General features: G+C 49.3%; 14 protein-coding genes. 10 read left to right on the forward strand and 4 right to left on the reverse strand.

What is annotated here, in order from left to right:
* Positions 1-18: 18 nt before the first annotated feature.
* Positions 19-1,041, reverse strand: coding sequence for a hypothetical protein (locus CRO74_RS09475; protein WP_097125704.1), 1,023 nt, complete (start codon positions 1,039-1,041; stop codon positions 19-21).
* Positions 1,042-1,161: 120 nt separating this feature from the next.
* On the opposite strand from CRO74_RS09475, the gene CRO74_RS09480 reads away from it, so the two are divergent.
* The 3 genes from CRO74_RS09480 (at position 1,162) to CRO74_RS09490 (ending at position 6,171) form a co-directional block, all read left to right on the forward strand.
* Entirely contained in the window at positions 1,162-2,523 is a 1,362-nt protein-coding gene (locus CRO74_RS09480; protein ID WP_097125705.1) for a GH1 family beta-glucosidase, read from the forward strand.
* 137 nt (positions 2,524-2,660) lie between these two features.
* Positions 2,661-3,947, forward strand: a complete 1,287-nt coding sequence (locus tag CRO74_RS09485) for an acetyl-CoA hydrolase/transferase family protein (protein ID WP_097125706.1) — start codon at positions 2,661-2,663, stop codon at positions 3,945-3,947.
* Between the two features lie 289 nt (positions 3,948-4,236).
* Entirely contained in the window at positions 4,237-6,171 is a 1,935-nt protein-coding gene (locus tag CRO74_RS09490) for a sensor histidine kinase (protein WP_097125707.1), read from the forward strand.
* Positions 6,172-6,267: 96 nt separating this feature from the next.
* Here the strand turns inward: CRO74_RS09490 and CRO74_RS09495 are convergent, their stop codons facing one another.
* The 3 genes from CRO74_RS09495 to CRO74_RS09505 all read right to left on the reverse strand — a co-directional run bounded on the left by CRO74_RS09495 (position 6,268) and on the right by CRO74_RS09505 (position 9,613).
* Entirely contained in the window at positions 6,268-7,158 is an 891-nt protein-coding gene (locus CRO74_RS09495) for a sugar phosphate isomerase/epimerase family protein (protein ID WP_097126078.1), read from the reverse strand.
* Positions 7,159-7,315: 157 nt separating this feature from the next.
* Positions 7,316-9,028 (reverse strand): GMC oxidoreductase, encoded by a 1,713-nt coding sequence (locus CRO74_RS09500; RefSeq protein ID WP_097125708.1) that lies wholly within the window; start codon positions 9,026-9,028, stop codon positions 7,316-7,318.
* A gap of 69 nt (positions 9,029-9,097) precedes the next feature.
* Positions 9,098-9,613 (reverse strand): gluconate 2-dehydrogenase subunit 3 family protein, encoded by a 516-nt coding sequence (locus CRO74_RS09505; RefSeq protein ID WP_097125709.1) that lies wholly within the window; start codon positions 9,611-9,613, stop codon positions 9,098-9,100.
* Positions 9,614-10,006: 393 nt separating this feature from the next.
* Between CRO74_RS09505 and CRO74_RS09510 the strand changes: the two genes are divergently transcribed.
* The 7 genes from CRO74_RS09510 to CRO74_RS09540 all read left to right on the forward strand — a co-directional run bounded on the left by CRO74_RS09510 (position 10,007) and on the right by CRO74_RS09540 (position 17,492).
* On the forward strand, positions 10,007-11,485 hold the full coding sequence (locus tag CRO74_RS09510; RefSeq protein ID WP_097125710.1) for a S41 family peptidase: 1,479 nt from the start codon (positions 10,007-10,009) through the stop codon (positions 11,483-11,485).
* Between the two features lie 329 nt (positions 11,486-11,814).
* Positions 11,815-12,891, forward strand: coding sequence for a Kelch repeat-containing protein (locus CRO74_RS09515; protein WP_097125711.1), 1,077 nt, complete (start codon positions 11,815-11,817; stop codon positions 12,889-12,891).
* A 41-nt stretch (positions 12,892-12,932) separates the two neighbouring features.
* Entirely contained in the window at positions 12,933-13,259 is a 327-nt protein-coding gene (locus tag CRO74_RS09520; protein ID WP_097126079.1) for a DUF4907 domain-containing protein, read from the forward strand.
* A gap of 11 nt (positions 13,260-13,270) precedes the next feature.
* Entirely contained in the window at positions 13,271-14,593 is a 1,323-nt protein-coding gene (locus CRO74_RS09525; RefSeq protein ID WP_097125712.1) for a DUF4270 family protein, read from the forward strand.
* Positions 14,594-15,034: 441 nt separating this feature from the next.
* The gene (kaiC, locus tag CRO74_RS09530) at positions 15,035-16,744 is read left to right on the forward strand and encodes a circadian clock protein KaiC (RefSeq protein WP_097125713.1); all 1,710 of its coding nucleotides are present in this window, start codon (positions 15,035-15,037) and stop codon (positions 16,742-16,744) included.
* Between the two features lie 133 nt (positions 16,745-16,877).
* Positions 16,878-17,171 (forward strand): circadian clock KaiB family protein, encoded by a 294-nt coding sequence (locus CRO74_RS09535; protein WP_097125714.1) that lies wholly within the window; start codon positions 16,878-16,880, stop codon positions 17,169-17,171.
* On the forward strand, positions 17,172-17,492 hold the full coding sequence (locus CRO74_RS09540) for a circadian clock KaiB family protein (RefSeq protein WP_097125715.1): 321 nt from the start codon (positions 17,172-17,174) through the stop codon (positions 17,490-17,492). It abuts the gene before it with no gap.
* Positions 17,493-17,496: the final 4 nt, after the last annotated feature.

Below are 17,496 nucleotides of genomic sequence, written 5' to 3' on the forward strand. Positions count from 1 at the left end.
GCCGTTGATCGTTACGGGCTAATGGGCAGATACGACCTCCAGACTTTGCCAGACGATATCGCCCATTGTGCGGCATTTGGTAAAGTTTCGGGTGTGGTAATGTCGGTTCAGGGCTTCGCGAAGCTGCTCTACGTTGGCTATCGGGGCAATTGAATCCTGACGCATGGCAGTCATCAGTTCGCGAATCCGAATCTGCTCGACCCGCAACCGCCCCGCCACCAGCGACCGCTCTTCAACCTGATACTGGTGTACACTTTCGGGCGTCAGGCAGGCCCGGCCCAGGTCGATGATGGATTGATTCTGTCGGTAATACTGCGGCATGTACACCGATTTTCGGCCTTCGTAGGATTGCTGATCGAAGTCGATGGCCCGGATTCGGTAGTAGACTTCATCAAAATCCGGCGTGATATCCACCACAAAATTGCTGGAGTGCATATCCCCCAACAGCCGCAGGAAGCACCGTTCATTAAACTTCACAAATTCTTTACATAACCGAACCGGGTTCCGATCAGGGTCCTGCATCTGCTGCTCAAAAAACATATCCCCCGGTATTCCCGCAATATGTTCTTCGATCAGCGTCTTCCCACTGGTCAGATAACTGATCCGATTAGGGGACAAAATGTGCTCCAGTTCCAGTCCATACACCCTGGAGGCATCGGCGTTTTTGATGTAGAAATAATCGAAATTATCGTTTACCAGGTTTCGGACCCGGACGCGAAAGGGCACTGTGTTGCCGTAGGAGCACAAATCGACCCGGTCGATGGTTAAATGCCCGGTTACCGACATGTCGCCGTCGGCTTTCAGAATGGCGTAGATCGTTTTGAGCGCCAGCAAAATCTCGTCGACTTCGGAGGCCGGATAAAAAACTGTTTCCCAAAGCGTGTCCCGGTCGCGTTTGTCGAAGAGCGCAATTGAATTATCGTACCGGAGCAGATCGGTATACTGAATGGGCAGCGGGTGTTCGCGATTGTACTGAACCAGGTAGTCCCTCAACCGGTTACCTATCGAATAAATTTGCTTTTTTCGGGTAATAATGGGCATAACCACTTAACGCCTTAGTTTTGCCTTAAATGTACGCAGAGTATGGCATTGCTGACCAACGGCTAACGCCAATCTTAACGTCTGGATGGCAGGCCGAAAAATGTCGATTGTAAACGATCTATGAAGCACGATTTCGGACCCGATTTCGTCTGGGGAACGGCCACAGCCGCCTACCAGATTGAAGGGGCAGTTGACCGCGACGGGCGGGGGCCGTCCATCTGGGATACCTTTAGCCATCAGAAAGGTAAAATTAAAACCGGCGAGCACGGCGACATCGCCTGCGAGTTCTACGACCGCTATGAATCAGACCTGCGGCTGCATAAAGAACTGGGCTTCGATGCCTTTCGGTTTTCGCTCTCCTGGTCACGCATCCTGCCCGATGGCGTCGGACCAAAACACGGGGGGCGCATCAACGAAGCGGGACTTCTCTTTTACGACCGGCTTATCGATCACTGCCTATCCTTGGGAATAATCCCCTGGATTACGCTCTACCATTGGGATTTGCCGCAGGCGCTCGAAAACAAAGGGGGCTGGCCCAATCGGCAAATTGTTGACTGGTTCGCCGATTTCACCGATGTGTGTACAAAAGCGTTTGGGCATAAAGTCAAGCACTGGCTCATTCTCAACGAACCGCTGGCCTCGTCTATTCTTGGGTATTTCACCGGCCAGCACGCGCCGGGCCGACGCAGCTTCCGGAATTTATTACCAGCCATTCACCATACCGCTCTGGCGCAGGCCGAAGGAGGCCGGGTCGTACGGCAGAATATCCCCGATGCGCAGGTAGGCACCACCTTTTCCTGCTCCCCTATTGATCCCTTTACCCCCGGCGACCGGACAGCCGCTAGCCGGGTGGATGCCTTGCTCAACCGACTTTTTCTGGAACCCACCCTCGGACTGGGTTACCCGACAAAGGAACTGCCGTTTCTGGCTGGTATAGCCAAAAAAGTAGCCAAACCCGGTGATCTGGAGCGGCTAGCCTTTGATTTTGACTTCATTGGGTTGCAGCACTACTTCAGGGCCGTAGTCGAGCAGTCGTATTTTATACCTTATTTATGGGCGAAGGAAGTTTCGCCCCTCCGCCGAAACGTACAGACCATTACCGAAATGGGCTGGGAAGTGTACCCCGAAAGTATGTACCGAATTATCAATCAGTTTGCGCAGTACGACGGCGTCAAAAAAATATACATTACCGAAAGTGGAGCCGCCTTCTACGACCGGGTTGAGCAGGGCCGGGTAAATGACATTGCCCGGATGGAGTATCATCAAAACTACCTGCGTAACGTTCTTCGGGCCAAACAGGAAGGTGTTCCGGTAGCGGGGTATTTTGCCTGGACCTTCCTCGACAACTTCGAATGGGCCGAAGGCTACCGTCCCCGATTCGGCCTGGTGTATGTCGACTTCCGGACGCAGCAACGAATTGTGAAGGCCTCGGGACGCTGGTTTCAGCAGATGTTAGCCCATCCTGTACTAAAGACTCACTAATAGTAGTGTTCTATAAACCTCCTTCTTCATCCCAGCGTTGTGTATATAGGCCGCTAAGAGCCGAAACAGGCTCAGGCTGTTTCAGTACCATTTTTCAGTAGAACAAAACAGCCGAAGCCTGTTTTAAGTCAGCTATTATGCCATCCATCCTTCCTATTACAACTCCCGAGCAGGCCGTTTCGGCCATCCAGTCCGGCAATCGTGTTTTCATTCACAGCGTCGCTCAAACACCCCATGTGCTCATAAAGGCCATGGTGGACCGGGCCAGTGAATTAACCAATGTAGAAGTATGCCATATGCATACAGAAGGTCCCCTGCCTTATCTGGACAGTAACCTACAGGCATCATTCCGTCCTAATTCATTCTTCATCGGCGCCAATATGCGAAAGCAGCTCAATCAGGGAATAGGCGATTACGTACCTGTTTTTCTGAGTGAGATCCCCCTCCTGTTCCGTCGGAATATATTACCCATCGACGTGGCTCTTATTCAGGTATCACCGCCGGATGCACACGGGTACTGTTCCTTAGGCCCATCAGTCGATATTTCGCTGTCGGCCATCCACGCGGCTAAATACGTGATTGCCCAGATCAACCCACGTGTGCCGCGCACCCACGGCGACGGCCTGATTCCGATGTCGATGTTACACGCGGCTGTGGAAGTCGATGAACCCATTTATGAAGTACTGCCCGGAGAAATCAGTGCCGATGATCGAAAAATCGGGCAGTACGTAGCTAGTCTGGTGGAAGATGGCGCTACGCTTCAACTAGGGATCGGCGGGATTCCCAACGCAACCCTGGCCGAGTTGATTCACCACAAAGGGCTGGGTATTCATACCGAAATGTTCTCGGACGGGGTCATTGATCTGGTAGAGCGGGGTGTCATTACCGGCGAACATAAAACGGTACTGCCTTACCGAATCGTTTCGGCCTTTGTGATGGGCAGCCAGCGCGTGTATGATTTCATCGACGATAATCCGGGGGTGGCCATGAAGCAGGCCAGTTTTACCAACGACACGGCCATTATCCGACGGAACCCCAAAGTTACGGCCATCAATTCGGCCATTGAAATTGACCTGACCGGTCAGGTTTGTGCCGATACCATTGGTACTTATCAGTATTCGGGTGTTGGCGGACAAATGGACTTTGTGCGGGGCGCATCGCTTTCAGAAGGCGGAAAACCCATAATTGCTCTACCTTCAACGACCAGTAAAGGCCTCAGCAAAATTGTGCCCTTCCTGAAAGAAGGCGCTGGCGTGACGACCACCCGCGCCCACGTTCATTACATCGTTACGGAATACGGCATTGCTGACCTCTATGGACAGAACCTGCGCCAGCGTGCCAGGGCACTCATTAACATTGCCCACCCCGACCACCGGGAAGAGCTGGACCGTCAGGCGTTCGAGCGCTTTGGCCGGTTATCTTAAAGCTGGAGTCCCTTAAGGAGAAGACACCAGCCAGCGACGGATAAAAACAAAACCTTCCAAAGGGCAGACGTTTTACAGCGTTAATCCTTTGGAAGGTGTTACACTACAACCGATTTCATAAATATATACCCATATTTATAAACCCATTCATGGTTTGTTTACACTAATAGCTTGAATAGTTTGATTATTTACCTATTTCACTACATTTAACTATCCGTATCCTGCCTCATACAGTAATCCTCTTACATTATCAAAGTCCGCTATTCTTTTTCTCTACACCGTGCATAACATGGAAACCAGATTATTGCTTCAAGGAATTCTGGATGCTTCGCCCGACGCTATTAGTGTTTTTGAAACTGTTTACGATGAATTGGGCGCTCCTATAGACTTCCGGTTAATAATGACCAATAAGCTGTCTTCTCAAATCCTATCTTTTTCCACCGATCATGTTATCGGCCAATTATTCAGCGAGTTGATTCCTGGAGGAGTCCATGACGAACGATTCAAAGCACTTAAACTGATCAGTGAAACCGGTCAACCGCTCGATCGGGAAGTGTTCACCTACCGAACGGATGGCGTTTACATTTGGCTAAAAGCGTCTCTCCGTCAATTTGAGGAGTTTATTGTCGTTACCTATACCGATATATCTCAACGAAAAGAAGCTGAAGTTCAACGTGAGAAGCAAGACACCCTGCTGGAGCGTGTATTTTCGACAACCTTACTGGGCATTATCGTTTATCAGGCGGTTCGAAACCATACGGGTGATATAACGGACTTCCGCATTGTACAGATCAATCGAGTCGGTCAGGAGTTGATTAGCGGTTCAACCAATGTAACCGGTCAACTGCTTACGCATGTTTTTCCGGAGTCAGTAACTCCTGCAACCATGACCCGCTTCACGAATGTTTGCGAAAAGGGTATCCCGTTTGAAATTGAGTATTTTTATTTGCCGTTGAATAAATGGTACAACATCGTAGGCGTACCACTCGGCGACGGGTTAATGCTTACGTATGTAGACATAACTGCCCGAAAACTGGCCGAAGAAGCCAGTCTGCAACAGAGCAATCTTTTGCTACGCATCAGCGAGTCGGTGAAGATCGGTATCCTGACAACCGAGCCCGTTCGCGATGAAACAGGACGAATAACTGATTTTCGGTATACTTATTTTAACGAGCAGGCAAAAAGTTCGCTACCTGCATCGTGGTACCAGATTCCAGACCAGACAGTACGTTCCATTAACCATTTGGGAAATGCGGACCAGATGATCGAGCTTTTGAACAGGGTCGTAGGAACCGGCGAGACGGTTCGGCGTGATACAAAAAGTCCCGACGGCAAGGTCATCTTTTCAGTCATTTCAAAATTAGGTACGGGTGCAATCATTACGTTTGTTGACGTTACTCAGCAACGGCGGGCTGAAGAACAGGCTCGCTACAGCGCTGAACTGGAACAGGAAGTAGCCGACCGGACACAAGCGCTCTCCCGAACGCTTAGTGAATTGGAGCAGTCAAGAAATGAACTGGAACGGGCACTGGCTGTTGAACGGGAATTGAGCGAGTTAAAAGTCCGGTTTGTCTCTATGGCCTCCCATGAATTTAGGACCCCTTTAACCACAATTCTGACCTCTACGTCGCTCCTTGAGAAGTATGCCGAAATTGACAACCAGCAGGACAGGCAGGTAAAACATATCGAACGGATAAAAACTGCCGTCAAACACCTCAACGATATTCTGGAAGAGTTTTTGTCGCTGGAAAAACTTCAGGAAGGGCAGATCAACGCACATCCTGTTGCCGTCGATCTGTCGCAGCTGGTCGGTGAAACCGTAAACTACATTCAGGATGCACTGGAGCCCAGGCAAACGATTGAGGTGGCTCTCTCATGCGTGGGTACTATTCTACTGGACCCATCCCTATTCCGAAAAATCCTCATCAACCTGCTCTCCAATGCCGTAAAATATTCGGGCGGAGGCACTGTCATCACGATACGGATCTCCTGTACGGATAAACTATTGACAATGATCGTTCAGGATCAGGGAATTGGTATATCCCCGGAAGACCAGAAACATCTGTTTGAGCGATTTTTCCGGGCCAAAAACGTATCGACTATTCAGGGGACCGGTCTGGGTCTTCATATCGTAAATCGATACGTCGGGCTTATGGGGGGCCAAATAGACCTATCTAGTGAGCTCAACGTGGGCACAACACTAACCGTAACGCTCCCAATCTGATCAGAACAACTTTGGCTCGATCTTTCAGAACTATCTGGCCCGTATTCTGTGGTCTGGAACCTGAACACGGGCCAAACGGTCCTGCCAACAAGCGTCTTATACTTTCAGCTTATCAATATTTTTGATACTGATGGCAATTGACTCCAAAGGTGGCAGTTTGCAAACATCCTGCTCCACAAAGTAGTGAGTCATACCTGCCGTTTTCTTTGCATCGAAAATGCGCTGAAAATCAATAGAGCCGGTACCCACCGGTGCAAACGCCTTCTCGGGTGTTTTCTCCATATCTTTCACGTGCCAAAGCGGGAACCGTCCGGGGTGCTTTTTGAATAACGCGACGGGGTCCTGATTGGCCCGGGTTGCCCAGTATAGATCGAGTTCGAGTTTAACCAGATTTTTATCGGTACCACTCGTTATGACGTCGTAGGGAATTTTTCCACCAAGTTCCTGGAATTCAAAGTCGTGGTTGTGGTAGCAAAACTGAATTCCGGCCGCTTTACACACCTCAGCCGATTTATTGAAGAGATCAGCAAAGGCTTTGTATTCGTCCAGTTTGGTCCGCTCTTCAGGAAAAAGATACGCACAAACCATGTACTTCTGACCAATGGCAGCCGCATCGTCAACGGCCCGCTTCCAGTCGTTCGTCAGTGTTCCTTTCATTTTGGGCATCGTTTTGCCCGTCATGTAGTGACCGCTGGGTACTGTCATGCCCAACTCTTTTATCAGGGCAGCAAACTCTTTGGGTGTTTTACCGAAGAATTTCCCATCCGAATACCCAAACGGTTCAACTTCTTTATAGCCGATCTGGGCAACTTTTCGCAGGGTTCCTTCAGGATCTTTAGCCATCAGGTCACGCAGGGTGTACAACTGCAAACCAACTTTTTTGGACGAGGCTGCAAACGCATCCAGTTGCGGCAGAAAAACAGCCGATGTTGCTAAAGCACCAAGCTTAAGAAACTGCTGGCGGGTAATTTTAGTGGACTGATTCATGTAGAGAAATCGATTAACGGGCAACGGGCCAAGTACCCGTGCTTTCAATAGCTAAAGGTACGGAAGCAGTCGTTTTATGTAATAAAAAATCCATTAAAAACACAACGCCATACGTACATATACGTATGGCGTTGTGCGTCTCAAAGAATAAGTTACTCTACACCAGACCTTTCTTCATGGCCTTCACGGCATAGTCGGCCGCACGAGCGGTGAGTGCCATGTAGGTGAGAGACGGATTTTGCGTAGAAGTGGAGGTCATGCAGGAGCCGTCCGTTACGAAAACGTTTTTAACGGCGTGCAGTTGGTTCCACTTGTTGAGCATCGACGTTTTAGGGTCTTTTCCCATCCGAACGCCACCCATTTCGTGAATGTCGAGGCCGGGGCTGGCGTGGCTATCCCGAACGCGGATATTCTTGAAGCCCGCTTCGGTAAACATCTCCGTAAGCTGCTCCTGATAATCCTTCACCATCTTATCGTCGTTGTCGTCGTAGGCAATGGCTATCTTCAGTTGCGGAATCCCGAACGGGTCTTTCAATGACGAATCGAGCGCTACGTAGTTGCTTTCTTTCGGAATGGTTTCGCCCATCATGTGCGAACCCACATACCAGCCGCCCAGTTTTGGGTTGAGCAGGCTCTGCTTTAGATCAGCGCCCACGGCGTTCTGATCCGAATACGAACTACGCCCGGCCGAGAAACCGGCGGCATACCCCCGCAGGAAGTTTGTTTCCTGCTTCAGTACATTGCGGAAACGGGGAATGTATGGGCTGTTGGGCCGACGTCCGTCGGTTGTTGAATCGAGTTCACCGTCGTATTCCGCCGAAATACCCGCCCGGTAGTTGTGGAAGGCAGCGTATTTACCCAGCACACCGCTATCGTTGCCCAGGCCATTGGGGAACCGGGTGGAGGTTGAGTTCAGCAACACCAGATTCGAGTTCAGCGCGGCTGCATTCAGGAAAATAATCCGGGCATAATACTCGGTCATCTTCTTGGTTTGGGAATCGACCACCCGCACCCCGGTTGCCCGGCCTTTTTTCTCATCATAGATGATCGAATGCACGACCGAGTTAGGCCGAAGGGTCATTTTACCCGTTTTTGCCGCCCAGGGAATGGTCGATGAGTTACTGCTGAAATAGCCACCAAACGGGCAACCCCGCTCACAAATGGTGCGGTGCTGGCACTGCGCCCGGCCCTGGTCGTAGTGCACCTGCTGCGGCTTGGTGATGTGAGCCGCCCGCCCCATAATAACGTGCCGGTCTTTGTACTTCCCGGCTACTTTTTTCTGAAAATGCTTTTCCACACAGTTCCACTCGTGCGGGGGCAGAAACTCGCCATCGGGCAGCGTCGCCAGTCCGTCTTTATTACCCGAAATGCCGGCAAAGCGTTCTACGTAACTGTACCAGGGAGCAATATCGGCGTAGCGAATGGGCCAATCGACGGCAAAGCCATCGCGGGCGGGGCCTTCAAAATCGAAGTCGCTCCACCGCTGCGTTTGCCGCGCCCACATCAGCGACTTGCCGCCCACCTGATAGCCCCGAATCCAGTCGAACGGTTTCTCCTGAATGTACGGGTGCTCGGCATCCTTCACGAAAAACTGCTCGGTACCTTCGTAAAACGCGTAGCATTTGCTGATGATCGGGTTGGCTTCTTTGACCTCCCGCCGGAGTTGATTGCGGTGTTCGAATTCCCAGGGCTGGGTGTTGGTTGTTGGGTAGTCGGTAATATGCCGGACATCACGACCGCGTTCGAGAACGAGCGTCCGTAATCCTTTTCCGGTCAATTCTTTGGCGGCCCATCCTCCACTTATGCCCGAGCCAATGACAATGGCGTCGTAGGTGTTGAGAGCCTGAGCATCTATATTAAAATAAGACATGTTTATCGTGGTTTGTTAGTCGTTGAGCGTTGCCAGCCGATTAAGGTAAAGAAAGCTGGCAAAGTCAACTTATTTGGTCTGTGAAACAGCCTTGGGTTGAACAGGAACGCACCCGTAATAATGGCCGGGAATAAACTGGTAATGGGTCAGGTTGGTCATGACGTATTCCGATGTCATGTAGCCCCGAACGGTTAGACCCTTCACCAGCGAGTAAAAGTCTTTCTGAGCGGTATCCGACGATTTTGATAACTGAGTGAGCAGGGCGGTGCGCTGAGCGGTGTTTCCGTCTGCAAAGGGCTTGCCAAACGAGGTTTTAGCCAGGCCATCCAGCGAATCGAGCCCTTTTTGAAGCGTCTCCTGCGATGGTTTCGGGTAGCAGTCGGCCACCATTTTCTGCACGAACTGATGTACATTGAGGGCCTTTGCTCCCGGCGTATCCGTTGTCGGAATGATCGTTTCGACAAATTCAGCCAGCAGGTCGGTCTGGCTTCGGGAGAGGATCTGTTGGGGTGAATGGACAGTTTCGGCCGTCCAGCCATTTGCCCAGGCAGGTAGGCTTACAAGCCCGCCAAGGGCACCCGCCATTGTTTTTAACGCATTACGTCTTTCCACAGGAATAGTTACTACAATCGTTGATTAGTCTGTCAAAGATATAAAACAAACATGGACGAATTATACCCTTTAAACGATATAAATGAGCGAATTGTATAGCAACTTTTTTTATAAATCCCTGATTTAAAGCCAATCTTAGGGTATCCCCTAGCCTATAGTCTTATCTTCATACACTAAACATGCCCTGCCCACAACCGAAAAGACTACCACATCACTATACTAGTAAATACAATCACAACTAGTATTTATCAAAGGGGTTAAATGCCAATTAAATCATGTTTCTTTTGTATACTTCTGCAACATTTAGCATTTGTGATACGTAAACTAGAGTAGGCAGGTAGTTCTTTCAGCTCGCCTAAAAACTCTATGAAACAACACGTTGTGAACAAAGCCCGGCGGGCTTCCTTAAATCAGGTTTTCAAGCAAAACAAATCATTTGTGGCAGTAGCGCTGCTTGGTTTTATCGGGTCTTTGTCGGGATGTAAAAAAACAACCGATGACGTAACTCCAAAAACGACCACAACCGCAGCCAGCGAGAACAGTACGGTAGACAACTGGATACTGGCCAATATGCGGGATTTATATTACTGGAATGACAAAATCCCGGCTAACCCCGACACGACCCTGTCGCCCGATGTATTCTTCGACTCGATCCTGAACAAATTCAACGCGACCACGAACCCGGATGGCGACCGTTTTTCGTGGATAGAAAACGATGCCAACACGCTAACGGCGGAACTGAGTGGCGAATCGGTCACGACCGGCATGGATTTTAACCTGTATTTGCGGGGGTCAAGCGGGGTCATTGCCCAGGTGTTGTACGTACTGCCCGGCTCTCCGGCCGAAAAAGCAAACCTGAAACGGGGCGACATTATTACGAAAGTGAACGGTCAGTTAATGACCACCACAAATTACTCGGACCTGTTGTTCACTGGCACGACCTTTACGTATGGTCTGGGTACAGTGAGTGGTACAACGATCGCAGACTCCGACCAAACCCGTAATGTTACGGCAACGGTGTTTCAGGAAAATCCGGTGTTCCTGGATTCTATTTATACCGTTGGCACCAAAAAAGTCGGCTATCTGGTGTACAACCAGTTTGTTCGCGGTGCCAATGGCAGTAATGCCAACGAATATGACGCGCAGGTCGATGCCATATTCAGTAACTTCAAAGCCCAGGGCGTAAATGAGTTAGTGTTGGATCTGCGCTATAACCCAGGCGGTTATACGTCGTCTTCCGCCAATCTGGCCAGCCTGATCGGGAAGGGTGTCAGTTCCAATAAACTTTACTTCCGCGAAGAGTGGAACAGCACCGTCACGCCCTATTTAAAACAGGAGTGGGGCAGTAATTTCAACATTCAGAACTTCCTCGACAAACCCCAGAACATCGGCAATAACTTGTCGCGGGTATTTGTGCTCACAACAGATTTAACTGCTTCGGCCAGTGAATTGATCATTAACGGTCTGCGTCCGTACATGCCCGTCACGACGATAGGAACAACCACCCATGGCAAAAACGTTGGGTCAATTACCATTGCCGACGAGACGGGCAAGATTAAATGGGGAATGCAGCCCATTGTGTTCAAGTCGTACAACAGTCTGGGCCAGTCCGATTACGCAACTGGATTTACGCCCAACGTTGAGGTAGATGAAACGTCGCCACTGTTGCCCCTGGGCGATACGAACGAACCGATGCTCAACGAAGCACTGAATCAGATTTCGGGCAATGTAGCGGGCGGACGCCGGGCAGCTGTGCGGAACCCATTCATCCAGATGGGTTCGTCGATTCAACGGAAAGCCGGTGGTCAATCCATGATACGGGACATCAAGAGTCTGAAATTATAATTGCTTTTTTTTAGCACGATTCCAACGACTACCACATCAGGCGGGTCCTTGTGTGGTAGTCGTCTTACTTATTTGTTTGCTTCGTCTATTCGCCAATAATTAAGAATTTTTATGAAAGTAGCTCGTTGGTATGTAAGGGCTGTTTGACGTAATTTTGCAGAACGCTTTTGAGTCCCCATTCACGCTGAAGGTTGTCCAGTTTACCTCATTTGTGATACGTTTAGGCTTCTTTCCGGGCTAACTCATCCCCGCCGGGATGGCAAAATCATCGTTCTTAACTCAAATTGGTATAACTTTACGTTTTAGTTCGTTCGTTTACGCTCTTGTTCATGATTCATTTACCATTTCGATTTCTTTCGGCTACCAACTCCCAGCCGCAATCTGTACTCCAGGAGGCATCGCTCTCTCCCGTAACCAAGACAGGCAAAAAACAGCAACGGATAAACTGGGTGCTGGGTGCCCTTTCCATCGGCTGGGCGGGACTGCTGATCGGCTGTAATAGTTCTACTACAGTGTCGACTCTGGGCGACTGGACAAAACGATCTGCATTCGAAGGCGTAGGCCGTTCCGGTGCCTCCAGTTTTGTCATTAATAATATTGCGTACATGGGTACCGGCCTCGATGGCAGCAACCAGCGGCTTCAGGATTTCTGGGCTTATGATCCGGCCAAAAACGCCTGGACCCAAAAAGCTAACTACGGTGGCTTAGCCCGTTATTCGGGCGTAGGTTTTTCCATTGGTAACAAAGGCTATATCGGCACTGGCATCAATTTGAACAGCGATAGGCTGAAGGATTTCTGGAGCTATGATCCAACCACTAACCTCTGGGTTAAGGTGGCTGATTTTGGTGGAACCGCCCGCTATGGTTCGCTTGCTTTCGGGATTGGCAACAAAGGATATGTAGCTACCGGCAATGATGGCAACTACCTGAAAGACATGTGGGCCTTTGATCCAACGGCCAATACCTGGACCAAAGTAGCCAGCTACGGTGGTGAAAAACGCATTGGCGGTGTTGCTTTTGTGATTGAGGGTAAGGCCTATGCGGGCACCGGAAACAACAATGGCATTGCCCAGCGCGACTGGTACGTATATGACCCTGCTACGGATACGTGGACGCAGAAGCTTGACTTCCTAACCGACCAGGCCGTTCAGCGGAGCTATGGCATTGGGTTTGCCATCAACGGAAAAGGGTATGTAACCCTTGGCGATAACGTAGCCGTTTGGGAGTACAATCCAGCCACTGATATCTGGGCACAACTCGGCTCGTTTGAAGGCTCACCCCGCCAGAACGCGGTTGGTTTCGCCATTGGCAACAAAGGATACGTAACTACCGGTAGCGCCAGCGGTACGAGCCGTTTCGACGATCTGTGGGATTTCGATCCAACCATTGAACAGGTTATTAACTAAGTAAGGTGCAGGATAGCTCATTGAAAAAAGCTGGCCCATCGATGCAGTCAAATCTGGTCCGGAAAGGATTACTTCTGGTGTTACTGGTACTGGCAATTTTAACGGTCAGGCTCGTTTACCAGCGTCAGAATCCGTATACGGTTGAGGTTTTTGCAACAACCGGTGGCTGGGGCTATTCAATCGTAACTAATGGCAAGCTGCTCATTCATCAGCCTACGATTCCGGGTCAGCCCGGAATCGTAGGCTTTGCTTCCGAAGACGAAGCAAAGCGCGTTGGCGAACGGGTAGTGGAGAAAATACAAAAGGATAAGGCCCTGCCTACCCTGACGAATGACGAACTACGCCAGTTGGGCGTAAAAATTCCCTGAATTATTTGCTTATGCGTATTCTCTGGTACGCCGGTTTGCTTTGGCTAACCGGTATCGTGCTATTTGGTTGTCAGTCGGGCGATCTCAACGTGGGTCAGTCGGTTATAAATCCGCAGCAGTTGCAGGTTTTTTCCCTTGACTCCATGACGGTGAAAACCTCCACAGTTATGCGGACCGATTCATTCCTGACATCAGGCTCTTCTGAGCCGGATATAGCGGTTGGTTATTGGAAGGACGCGCAAACCGGACAGCAAACCGTTCAATCGTTTGCGGCTATTGATTACCCCGCCAATTCGTTAGTATCCCAGACAAATTTTCGACTGGATTCACTGGTTCTGGAATTCGGCTACTCCTTTGTCTATGGTGATACAACATCGACTTTTGATCTGAATGTCAGTCTGCTGAACAGACCCATGCCGGCCCAGTTCTATTACAACACCAGTTCGGTTGGGTACGCGGCCAAACCAATTGCCAAACGTTCGTTTCTGCCTCGTCCACTGAGCGGTACTCGTCAACTGCAGGTTCGCATGCCGGATTCTCTGGCGCAGAACCTATTTAACAAACTGATTAGCGGAGAGATTACCAACAACATAAACCTGAACGATTTCCTGCCAGGTTTTGCCATGACCTCCACGTCTACGGCCAATACAATGCTCGGTTTATCGACGAACAGCACCGTTAGTGGCTTACGTATGTATTACCACGATACAGACCTGAATCGCACGGCCGCTACCCTTCTGTTCCCGATTACATCGCTGCATTTCACCAAGATAATCAATGACCGCAGCGGTACACCACTAAGCGCGCTGAAAAGCAAATCCGACGTTGTTAGCAGTACCCTGACCAACAATACGACCTTTGTTTCGGTGGGTGCCGGTTTGCAAACCCGGGTCGAATTTCCCTACCTGAATGATTTTTTCCGGCCAGAGAACCTTGCCGATTTGAACAGAGCACTTTTAGTCATCAACTCCGTTCGGCTCGACAGACGCGACAATAGTCCGCCCTTATCGAGTCTGCAACTGTACCAGACCAATAATCAGAACGAATTTATTGCTTCGATACCGGGTGGTATTTCAGGAGGTGAAGCTGCTAGTGGCAACTACTTCGTAGATCCGTTAGCTATCCTGTTTACCGATAGTTATACGATCGATCTGACCTATTACATTGGCCAGATCATCAAGAAAAAAGCACTTACTCAACCGCTCCTGCTTGGAGTTCCAACTCCTCAAGGTGGTTATACAATTCGGACGTTACTTCAGCGGTCTGCGCTTGGGGATCAATTCAAGCAGAATGACCAGTTGCAATTAAAACTGTTTGTTACCTCTGGAACCTGAGCCGGTCAAGGGTAAGCGTCCGGCTGCTTCATAATATGCGTTTTACATCAGCGAGAGCTGGGTACAAGTTCATCACTTGTACCCAGCTCTCGCTGATGTAGTATCGGTCAACACCTAAATTTGTTATGGATTATCTATCTTCATAGATCACTATTCTAGTTAAAAAATAGTTTAAATATTCTATTCAATTGAAAGTTAAGTTGTAACCACGGCTGACCTGATTAACCCCTGCTTCCAGGCTTCGATCTGGTCAGATCTTCAAACTATTCAGCATGATTAATAGTATATATACTATCTTGTTTGGCATAAACTTTTAACCCTGTTCGACTAACAAAGACACAATATTGTCAAAACGAACAGTTGTAAGCCTGTTATTTGTTAGATTCGGATACTTTTTTTACTAAGTCAACAGTAAAAGTCGTTCCTCCTTTTTGTACGTAAATGAGTTTAGAAACAGCTAACACGTCAAATTCTTATTTATCATCTCTCCCTAAAACGCTGACCGGCATCACAGGTTTGGATGAAATTACCAAAGGTGGATTACCGAAAGGCCGTCCAACCCTAATTTGCGGTAGCGCTGGCTGCGGTAAGACGCTTTTTTCTATTGAATTTATCGTACGGGGTGCCCTCGAATTTAATGAACCGGGGGTCTTTATGGCTTTTGAAGAAAAATCGGAAGAGTTGGCCCAAAATGTAGCCTCGCTGGGGTTTGACCTGAATCAATTACAACGGGATAAGCTCATCAGGCTGGATCACGTTCATATCGAACGAAGTGAAATAGAAGAAACTGGCGAGTATGACCTCGATGGGCTGTTTATCCGGCTCGGCTATGCCATTGATCAGATAGGCGCCAAACGGGTCGTTCTGGACACCATTGAAAACTTGTTTTCCGGTCTGACCAATCAGGGAATTCTCCGGGCAGAATTAAGGCGCCTTTTCGAGTGGCTTAAAGAACGGAAAGTAACAACCATCATTACCGGCGAACGGGGCGATGGTACATTGACCCGACACGGGTTGGAAGAATACGTGTCGGACTGCGTTATACTCCTGGACCATCGGGTGAGCAACCAGATTTCGACCCGGCTGCTACGCATCGTCAAATACCGGGGGTCTATGCATGGCACGAACGAGTACCCGTTCCTGATCAATGAGAAAGGCATTTCTGTGCTGCCCGTCACCTCCCTGACGCTGGATCATCCGGTATCGTCTGATCGCATATCGTCCGGGATTCCGGCGCTGGATAAAATGCTGGACGGGCAGGGCTTTTTCAAGGGTAGCAGTATTCTGATTTCGGGCACCGCTGGTACGGGTAAAACAAGTATTGCGGCCAGCTTTGCCAACGAAGCCTGCCTGCAAAACAGACGGTGTATCTATTTCGCTTTTGAAGAGTCTTCGCATCAGATCATCCGCAACATGCGCTCCATTGGTTTCGACCTTCAGACGCACATCGATAAAGGCCTGTTGAAGTTTCAGGCTTCCCGCCCTACCTTGAACGGGCTGGAAATGCACCTGGTAGCGATCCACAGGCAGATAAAAGAATTTAAACCATCGGTCGTTATTCTGGACCCGATTACCAATCTGATTACTGTTGGCACGGTGAGTGACGTAAAATCGATGCTGATCCGGTTAATCGACTTTTTGCAGGCCGAGCAAATTACGGTTCTATTTACGGCCCTGACGCTCAACAATGTCATCAATGAGCAGACCGACGAAGGCGTTTCGTCGCTGGTCGACGCCTGGTTACTGGTAAAAGACATAGAGTTCAATGGGGAACGAAACCGGGGCTTGTATGTCATGAAATCGAGGGGAATGAAACACTCCAATCAGGTACGGGAGTTTATCATTACCGACAAAGGGCTCGACCTGGTTGATGTTTACCTTGGCTCGGAGGGGGTTCTGACCGGTTCGGCGAGGGAAGCCCAGCAACTGCTTGAAGAAACGGGCATTGTCTTACGCGAATACGCGACCACCCGGAAAGACCGCGAAATTGAGCGTAAAAAATTGATTCTGGAATCGAAGATTGCCAGCCTGAAAGAGGAATTTGAGTCTGTCCAGGACGAATTGAACAAGACCTACATTGAGGATGAGTTACGGAAGGAAGTGATGCAGAAAAATCGGGAGCAGATGACCCGGAGTCGGCACAACGAATAATTCATTTCTGGCTCGTTGAATACTGTTTAATAGCGCAAAGGTTAGTTGTCATGGGATGACCCGCTGATCGTCAGCCAATAACCGCTCGGGCGAATAGCCAGCAATCCAATGCTTATGATTACTTACTTAATGAATGGAAACGAACGATGAAACGTGGGAGCTGCGGCTCTACATTGCTGGTAATACCCCTAAATCCCAACTTGCCCTCTCGAACTTAAAAAAGTACTGCGAAGAGCATCTAAAAGGTAAATACCTGATTGAGGTCATTGACCTGCTGGTAAAACCACAACTGGCAGAAGGCGACCAGATATTTGCGGTACCAACCCTTGTAAAAAAAGTACCTGAACCTATTCGGAAGATTATCGGCGACTTATCGAATGAAGAGAAAGTGCTGGTAGGCTTGAATATTCGCCCGGCTATTAAGTAAATGATCAATCAATCACCAACCCAGGAGAATACTGACCCGGAAGATGAAGGTCAGCATTATGTCTTACAATTATTTGTAACCGGCATTTCTCTGAATTCGGTACGGGCGATTGCCAATATCAAGCAAATTTGTGAACAGTATTTGCCGGGTAAATACTCGCTGGAAATTATTGATGTTCATCAGCAAAAAACACTCGCCGAGCGAGAGCAGCTCATCGCCCTACCCTTACTGATCAAACGTTTACCCCTCCCGGAACGCAGGTTGATAGGCGACCTGTCCGACACAAAAAAAGTTTTATCAGGCTTAGGCATTATTAATTGAGAGG

Origin of the sequence: Spirosoma fluviale, from assembly GCF_900230225.1 — a bacterium.
In the GTDB taxonomy this organism is placed as follows: domain Bacteria; phylum Bacteroidota; class Bacteroidia; order Cytophagales; family Spirosomataceae; genus Spirosoma; species Spirosoma fluviale.